This window comes from Cupriavidus sp. MPR-AND1C (assembly GCF_058809705.1).
Window position 1 is genome coordinate 1 of record NZ_JBXASU010000163.1, and the last position, 7,678, is coordinate 7,678.

The 7,678-nt window shown below is 67.2% G+C and carries 6 protein-coding genes; all 6 read left to right on the forward strand.

All coding sequences use genetic code 11. From position 1 onward, the window contains the following. Nucleotides 1-252: 252 nt before the first annotated feature. The 6 genes from AC1RWI_RS37370 to kdpC all read left to right on the forward strand — a co-directional run bounded on the left by AC1RWI_RS37370 (nt 253) and on the right by kdpC (nt 7,613). Entirely contained in the window at nt 253-2,340 is a 2,088-nt protein-coding gene (locus AC1RWI_RS37370; RefSeq protein WP_492870822.1) for a hypothetical protein, read from the forward strand. Between the two features lie 284 nt (nt 2,341-2,624). Then, nucleotides 2,625-2,792, forward strand: coding sequence for a hypothetical protein (locus AC1RWI_RS37375; RefSeq protein ID WP_173430665.1), 168 nt, complete (start codon nt 2,625-2,627; stop codon nt 2,790-2,792). Further along, complete coding sequence (kdpF, locus tag AC1RWI_RS37380) at nt 2,792-2,881, forward strand: K(+)-transporting ATPase subunit F (protein WP_006164365.1); 90 nt, start codon at nt 2,792-2,794, stop codon at nt 2,879-2,881. Before AC1RWI_RS37375 ends, kdpF begins: the two co-directional genes overlap by 1 nt. Continuing rightward, nucleotides 2,881-4,701, forward strand: coding sequence for a potassium-transporting ATPase subunit KdpA (kdpA, locus tag AC1RWI_RS37385; protein WP_043342756.1), 1,821 nt, complete (start codon nt 2,881-2,883; stop codon nt 4,699-4,701). The genes kdpF and kdpA overlap by 1 nt, the downstream gene beginning before the upstream one ends. Before the next feature lie 11 nt (nt 4,702-4,712). Beyond that, nucleotides 4,713-6,938 carry a potassium-transporting ATPase subunit KdpB gene (kdpB, locus tag AC1RWI_RS37390; RefSeq protein ID WP_492870823.1) on the forward strand — a complete coding sequence of 742 codons (2,226 nt, stop codon included), beginning with the start codon at nt 4,713-4,715 and terminating at the stop codon, nt 6,936-6,938. A 57-nt stretch (nt 6,939-6,995) separates the two neighbouring features. Then, on the forward strand, nt 6,996-7,613 hold the full coding sequence (gene kdpC / locus AC1RWI_RS37395) for a potassium-transporting ATPase subunit KdpC (protein ID WP_492870824.1): 618 nt from the start codon (nt 6,996-6,998) through the stop codon (nt 7,611-7,613). Nucleotides 7,614-7,678: the final 65 nt, after the last annotated feature.

Sequence of the window (7,678 nt, forward strand, 5' to 3'; positions counted from 1 at the left end):
GCCCCCGCCTTTCCCCGCCTTTCCCCGCCATTCCTCCCTGCGCAGTCCGGGGCGGGGCGCCATGCCATGTTTATGGGATTCCCACCTGCTGGCCGGCTCCTTAGTCTTGCCCGTGCCGGGGGACGCAAGCCCGCTGCCATCGGCCGGCTAACGAACAACAAGGTCATGCCGTAAATCATGTTGCCGGCACGGCGCTGGCAAAAAAGAAAAGCAGAAGAAACACCGGAATCCATTCTCAGGGGGGAACATCCAATGAAGCTCCAATTTCAGACATTCGGGGTCGCGCTGAGCGGCGCGGCGCTGCTGGCGCTGGCCGCCTGCGGCGGTGGCGGCAGCGATAGCACAAGCAGCGGCTCCACCGGCGACAAGCCGGTCCTGGCCGCGGCCGCGGTGACCGGCACGGCCGCCACCGGCGCGGCGCTGGCCAACGCCAATGTGGCCATCACCGACAGCGCGGGCGCATCCCCCTGCCAGGAAGCCGCGATCACCACCAGCGCGCTGGGCACCTACACCTGTACCCTGAAGACGGGCGAGGTGGCGCCGTTCTTCGTGGTCGTAACCGACCCCACGGGCAACACCGCCCCGCTGGTCAGCGTGAGCACCGTCACGCCGGCCGCCGGCGCCAAGCTGACCATCAATGCCACGCCGCTGACCACGGCCATCGTGGCGCAACTCGCCGCCGACGGCAATCCGCTGACGTTCGTCAGCGGCAAGACGGTGGACGCCGCCGCCTTGCAAAAGGTCACCGCCAACGTGGTCGCGCAGCTCGCCAGCGTGCTCGCCGCCATCGGCGCGCCCGCCAGCTACGATCCGTTCTCGACCGCCATCACCGCCGCCTCGGCCGCCGGCGTGGGCAATACCGCCGACCAGGTGCTCGATATCGTCAAGGTGGTCACGGATCCGGCCACCGGCAAGCTGGCGCTGGCCACCGTCGACAACCCGACGCCCGTGGCCATCGCCACCGCCGCCAGCACGGGCGGCACGCTCGCCGCGCCGCCCGCCGGCGTCGCGGCGCTGCCGCAGGCAGCGCAGGCGGTCGCCAAGGGGCTCTCAGCCTGCTTCGCGCTGCCCGTCGCGCAGCGCGTGACGTCCTCCAATACCAGCCTGAGCGCGTCGCAGGGCGGCCCGGAAGTCGATGGGGTGGCGTCCGCATGCCAGAACATCGCCGCCGACATCAGCAACGCGGCCGGTGTCGATTTCCTGCACAACGGCTTTCACTTCGGGCAATTGCTCTATGGCATCCTGACCAGCGATACCATGACGGGCGCACAGTTCAGCGTGCCGGAAATCATGGCGTTCTATCCCGCCGCGTCGACGGCCTCGGGGCGTGATGAAGCCATCTTCAATATCCGGTACCTGGACGCCAGCGGCAATCCCGGCAACATCATCACGACGGCCCGCGATATCGCGGGTGGCGCCACCAGCGCGCATCCGTCGAGCTGGTGGCTGGTCGGCAACCAGCAGCCGGTCGACGTCACGCTCAAGCTCCAGATCCGGCGCGTCGAGCAGATGAATCCGGGTTTCAACAAGAGCAACAACAACTACAGCCACTTCCAGAACGGCATCCAGTTCATGATCAACGCCAAGGGCCCGGGCAGCGTCGTCAACAACGCTCCCCTGAGCTATGCGCGCGTGACCGGGCCCGGCTTGCCGAGCAGTGGCATCGTCTATATCGCGCCGGTCCCGGCCGAGGCGGGCCAGACCTACATGGACGTGAGCAACAAGACCGGCACGGTGCCCGTCACCGCCCAGTGCGGCAACGAGTTCAGTCCGCCCTCGCCGTCGTACAACTGCCCGAACTTCTGGTTCTCGCGGACCGCGGGCCTCAGCGGTAGCGCGGCCAGCACCCTGGCGGGCAACCCTGCCAGCCTGGTGTGGGCGCAAGCGGCGGACAACGCGGATGCCTCCAAGGTGGTCAAGGGTGCGAAGTACCGTATCGAGCTGTTCCATGGCACCAACACCACGCCGACCTACAGCTACAACAAGACCCTGCTGAGCGACCTCGTGCCGGCAACGCAAGGCGCGAACCTGCCGTGGAACACGCTGGGCAGCAAGTCGCTGGCCGCACTGGACCCGTCCAACGCCAGCCTGGCCGGTGCGCAGACGTCGCTGACGGCGGACTGGGTGCAGAATGTCTCCGCCCAGCAGATCGGCAGCGTTGCCGCCACGGTCGACAACAGCGGCACCTGGAGCACCTCCACGCCGGCGCCCAGGGGCGCGACCTCGATCGTGGTCAACGCGGCGGTGCCGGCCTTCACGGCCACCACCAGCCGCGGGCTGCTGTTCGGGTACCGCATGCTGGATAACAGCAACAAGTCGGCGGTCTTTACCTACAACTGACCGTGTAACTGACCGTACAACTGACGCAACGGATCAGGCGCTCCTGACGCGGCCGGCGCCACAGCCGGCTTCGGCGACCTGCATAGCCCCGCAAGGCCAACAGCCTGCGGGGTTTTTTTGGGCGGGCGCCGATGCCCGGCAAGCGGGATGGGCGCCGCCACGGGCTTTCGCACCGTTTTTACGCGATTTTTATATCTTCTTTACACCCCCGCCGTCCCTCTCTACCCCGTTTTTACCGCTCGATCCCTAATCTGCCATCTGTGAATCACTCACGGTGTGTTGCCATGGACGGGATCTATTTCATTGGTTTGTTGCTGTTTGGTGCGCTGACCGGCGCATTGCTGCTCTTGTGCGCCGCACTCGGCGGCAAACCGCCGGGAGCGGCCGAGGGGCCGGGCGCAGACGCCGCCGACGCGCGCCGCAAAGACAGCGCCACCGACAGGAGGCTGTGATGGACTGGGCTGACCTGCTGGGCGGCGTGCTCGCCGTTGCTGTCTTTATCTACCTCCTGATCGCCCTGTTCCGGCCGGAGAAATTCTGATGTCCACCGAATTCCTGGGACTACTGGTCCTCTATCTAGCCATCCTGCTGGCGCTCGCGCCCTTCGTGGGGCGTTATATCCGCCGCGCGATGGAAGACGACCGCTATCTCGCCACGGCCTGGGGCCGCCCACTTGAGCGCGTGCTGTATCGCGTGGCGGGCGTGCGCGCCAATGCCGAGATGGGCTGGAAGCAATATGCCATCGCGGTCATCGCCTTCAACATGCTGGGCGTGGTGGTGGTCTATGCGCTGCAGCGCATGCAGGCCTGGCTGCCGCTTAACCCGCAAGGCTTCGGCGCGGTGTCGCCGGACTCGGCCTTCAACACCGCCGTGAGCTTCGTCGCCAATACCAACTGGCAGGGCTATGCGGGCGAATCCACCATGAGCTATCTCACGCAGATGCTGGCGCTCACGGTGCAGAACTTCTTCTCGGCGGCCACCGGCATCGCGGTGGTGTTCGCGCTGATCCGCGGCTTTGCGCGCCAGAGCGCGGCCACCATCGGCAACTTCTGGGTCGACATGACGCGCTGCACGCTCTATGTGCTGGTGCCGATTTCCGCTGCGATCGCGCTGGCGCTGGTCAGCCAGGGCGTGATCCAGAATTTCGACAGCTACAAGGAAGTCAGCCTGGTCACGCCGGTCGAATACAGCCAGCCCAAGGTGGACGCAGCCGGGCAGCCCGTGCTCGACGCCAAGGGCGCGCCGGTGATGGAGGCCATGAAGACCGACAAGCAGACGCTGGCAATGGGCCCGGTGGCTTCGCAGGAAGCCATCAAGATGCTCGGCACCAACGGCGGTGGCTTCTTCAACGCCAATTCGGCCCATCCGTTCGAGAACCCGACCGAGCTTGCCAACCTGATCGAGATGCTGGCCATCTTCCTGATCCCGGCGGCGCTGTGCTTCACCTTCGGCGAGATGGTCAAGGACCGCCGCCAGGGCGTGGCGATCCTGGCGTCGATGGCGGTGATCTTCGTCGTGATGGCATGCGTCGCCGCAGCCTCCGAGCAGCAGGCCAACGCCGCGCTGGCGGGTTTGCCGATCGACCATGCGGCCAGCGCGCTGCAGGCGGGCGGCAATATGGAAGGCAAGGAAACGCGCTTCGGCATCGCCGCCACCGCGCTGTTCGCCACCATCACCACGGCGGCGTCGTGCGGCGCGGTCAACGCCATGCACGACTCCTTCACCGCCATCGGCGGGCTGGTGCCGATGCTGTTGATGCAGCTTGGCGAAGTGGTGTTCGGCGGCGTCGGCTCTGGCCTGTACGGCATGCTGGTGTATGCGGTGCTCGCCGTGTTCATCGCGGGCCTGATGATCGGCCGCACGCCGGAGTACCTGGGCAAGAAGATCGAGACCTATGAGATGAAGATGACCGCGGTGGCGATCCTCGTCACGCCGCTGCTGGTGCTGCTGGGCACGGCCGTGGCGGTGATGGTGGAGCCGGGCCGCGCGGGCGTGTTCAACCCGGGCACGCACGGCTTCTCGGAGATCCTCTACGCGCTTTCGTCGGCCGCCAACAACAACGGCAGCGCCTTCGCCGGCCTGTCGGCCAACACGCCCTTCTACAACGTGCTGCTGGCCGCGGCGATGTGGTTCGGCCGCTTCTGGATCATCGTGCCGATCCTGGCCATGGCGGGATCGCTGGCGGCCAAGCGCAGGCTGCCGGTGACGGGCGGCACCATGCCCACGCACGGCCCGCTGTTCGTGGTGCTGCTGGTCGGCTCGGTGCTGATGGTGGGCGCGCTCACCTATATCCCGGCGCTGGCGCTGGGCCCGGTGGCAGAGCAGCTGCAGGCGCCGGTGGTCTCGGCGGCTAGCAAGTAATGGAGAAACGCATGCAACAAGAATCCATGGTGACGCGCAGCAAGAACGCCGGCGCGGCACCGGCAAACACTACCCCGGCCACCAGCGTGGTCACGCCGGCCCTGGCCGCGCAAAAGAGCGGCGGCCATCATCGCCCGCGCGGTGGCATGTTCGCGCCCGAGCTCGTCAAGCCGGCCCTGCTCGATTCGGTGAAGAAGCTCTCGCCGCGCGACCAGTTGCGCAACCCGGTGATGTTCGTGGTCTATGTGGGCAGCATCCTGACCACGATCCTGTTCTTCCGCGCGCTGTTCTCGCCCGCCACGGCGGGCGGCGAGAGCGCCGGGTTTATCCTGGCCGTGTCGGTGTGGCTGTGGTTCACCGTGCTCTTCGCCAACTTTGCCGAAGCGCTGGCCGAGGGCCGCAGCAAGCAGCAAGCCGAAGCGCTGCGCGGGCTCAAGACCACCGTCACCGCCAAGCTGGTCAAGGAAGGCCGGCGCGACTACCGCGCCGCCGGCGCCACCGAGGCGCGCGGCGCTGCCGCGCTGCGCCGTGGCGACGTGGTGCTGGTCGAGGCGGGCGACATGGTGCCCGGCGACGGGGACGTGATCGAAGGCGTGGCCTCGGTGGACGAGAGCGCCATTACCGGCGAATCGGCTCCCGTGATCCGCGAGTCCGGTGGCGACTTTTCTTCGGTCACCGGCGGCACGCGCGTGCTGTCCGACTGGATCGTGGTGCGCATCACCACCAATCCGGGCGAGAGCTTCATCGACCGCATGATCACCATGGTGGAAGGCGCCAAGCGCCAGAAGACGCCGAACGAACTGGCGCTGACCATCCTGCTGGTGGGCCTGACCATCGTGCTGCTGCTGGCCACGGCCACGCTGCAGCCGTTCTCGGTGTACAGCGTGTTCGTCGCCAAGGCCGGCATGCCCGTCACCATCACCGTGCTGATCGCGCTGCTGGTGTGCCTGATCCCGACCACCATCGGCGGGCTGCTGTCGGCCATCGGCGTGGCCGGCATGAGCCGCATGATGGAAGCCAACGTGATCGCCACCTCGGGCCGCGCGGTGGAAGCCGCTGGCGACGTGGACGTACTGCTGCTCGACAAGACCGGCACCATCACGCACGGCAACCGCCAGGCTTCACGCTTTATCGCCGCGCCTGGCGTGTCGGCGCAGCAACTGGCCGAAGCCGCCTGGCTGTCATCGCTGGCCGATGAAACGCCGGAAGGCCGCAGCATCGTCACGCTGGCGCGCCAGCAGACCGGCGCCGCCACGCCCGATATCAGCGCGCTGCGCCCGATCTTCGTGCCGTTCACCGCGCAGACCCGCATGAGCGGCGTGGATGCCGGCGGGCGCAGCGTGCGCAAGGGCGCCGCCGATGCCGTGCGCAAGTACGTGACCGAGCGCGCCGGCAAGTTCCCCGACGCCGTGATGCAGGCCGTGGACGACGTGGCCCGCGCCGGCAGCACGCCGCTGGTGGTGGCGGAGTCCAGCACCGATGGCAATGGCGAGACCGTGCGCGTGCTTGGCGTGGTGGAGCTCAAGGACATCGTCAAGGCCGGCATTCGCGAGCGTTTCGGCGAGCTGCGCAAGATGGGCATCAAGACGGTGATGATCACCGGTGACAACCGCCTCACCGCCGCGTCGATCGCAGCGGAGGCCGGCGTCGATGACTTCCTGGCCGAAGCCACACCCGAAGCCAAGCTCAAGCTGATCCGCGACTACCAGGCCGAAGGCCGCCTGGTGGCGATGACCGGCGACGGCACCAACGACGCGCCGGCGCTGGCGCAGGCCGACGTGGCGGTGGCGATGAACAGCGGCACGCAGGCGGCGAAAGAAGCCGGCAACATGGTCGACCTCGACAGCAATCCGACCAAGCTGATCGAAATCGTCGAGATCGGCAAGCAGATGCTGATGACGCGCGGCTCGCTTACCACCTTCAGCGTGGCCAATGATGTGGCGAAGTATTTCGCCATCATCCCGGCAGCGTTTGCCACCACGTACCCGCAGCTCAACCAGCTCAATGTGATGGGCTTGTCCACGCCGGCCTCGGCCATCCTGTCGGCGGTGATCTTCAACGCGCTGATCATCGTGGTGCTGATCCCGCTGGCGCTGCGCGGCGTGGTGTACCGCCCGCTCGGCGCGGCCATCCTGCTGCGGCGCAACCTGCTGGTGTACGGCCTCGGCGGCATCCTGGTGCCCTTTGTCGGCATCAAGGTGATCGACATGATCCTGACCCTGTTCGGCTGGGTCTGAGCGCAGCATTGCACGCATTGCACGCATCGAACGCGCTGAACATAAACGGAGCCATCCATGAATACGCAAGTCCAACCCGCCCAGCCCGCCACGCCCATCCAGGGTGGCCTGCTGCGCCCCATGCTGACGATCTTCGTCGTGCTGTCGGCCGTTACCGGCCTGCTGTACCCCGGCGTGATCACCGGCATCTCGCGCGCCGTGTTTCCGCATGAAGCGGCCGGCTCGCTGATCGTCAAGGACGGCCGCGTCGTCGGCTCGGAACTGATCGGCCAGCCGTTCTCGGATCCGAAGTACTTCTGGGGCCGCTTGTCGGCCACCGCGCCCATGCCTTACAACGCGGCGGCTTCCGGCGGATCCAATCTCGGCCCGAGCAACCCGGCCCTGACCGATGCCGCGCGCGCCCGTATCGACGCGCTGCGCGAGGCGGACCCCGGCAACAAGGCGCCCGTGCCGGTGGATCTGGTCACGGCCTCCGGCAGTGGCCTCGACCCGCAGATCAGCCCGGCCGCGGCGCAGTATCAGGCGCCGCGCGTGGCCCGGTTGCGTGGCTTGCCGCTGGAGCGCGTAGAAGCGCTGGTTGCGGCCAACACGGAAAAGCCGCTGCTCGCGGTGATGGGGGATCCGGTGGTGAATGTGCTCCAGTTGAACCTGGCGCTGGATGCCGAGAAGCGGTGAGGGTGTGCGCCACTGCCTTGCCATGTAGCCACTGGTTTGCTCCCCTCTCCCGCATGGCGGGAGAG

Coding starts and splice junctions, on each gene's coding strand:
- kdpC (WP_492870824.1), top strand. CDS start 6,996: ATGAATACGCAAGTCCAACCCGCCCAGCCCGCCACGCCCATCCAGGGT.
- AC1RWI_RS37370 (WP_492870822.1), top strand. CDS start 253: ATGAAGCTCCAATTTCAGACATTCGGGGTCGCGCTGAGCGGCGCGGCG.
- kdpA (WP_043342756.1), top strand. CDS start 2,881: ATGTCCACCGAATTCCTGGGACTACTGGTCCTCTATCTAGCCATCCTG.
- AC1RWI_RS37375 (WP_173430665.1), top strand. CDS start 2,625: ATGGACGGGATCTATTTCATTGGTTTGTTGCTGTTTGGTGCGCTGACC.
- kdpF (WP_006164365.1), top strand. CDS start 2,792: ATGGACTGGGCTGACCTGCTGGGCGGCGTGCTCGCCGTTGCTGTCTTT.
- kdpB (WP_492870823.1), top strand. CDS start 4,713: ATGCAACAAGAATCCATGGTGACGCGCAGCAAGAACGCCGGCGCGGCA.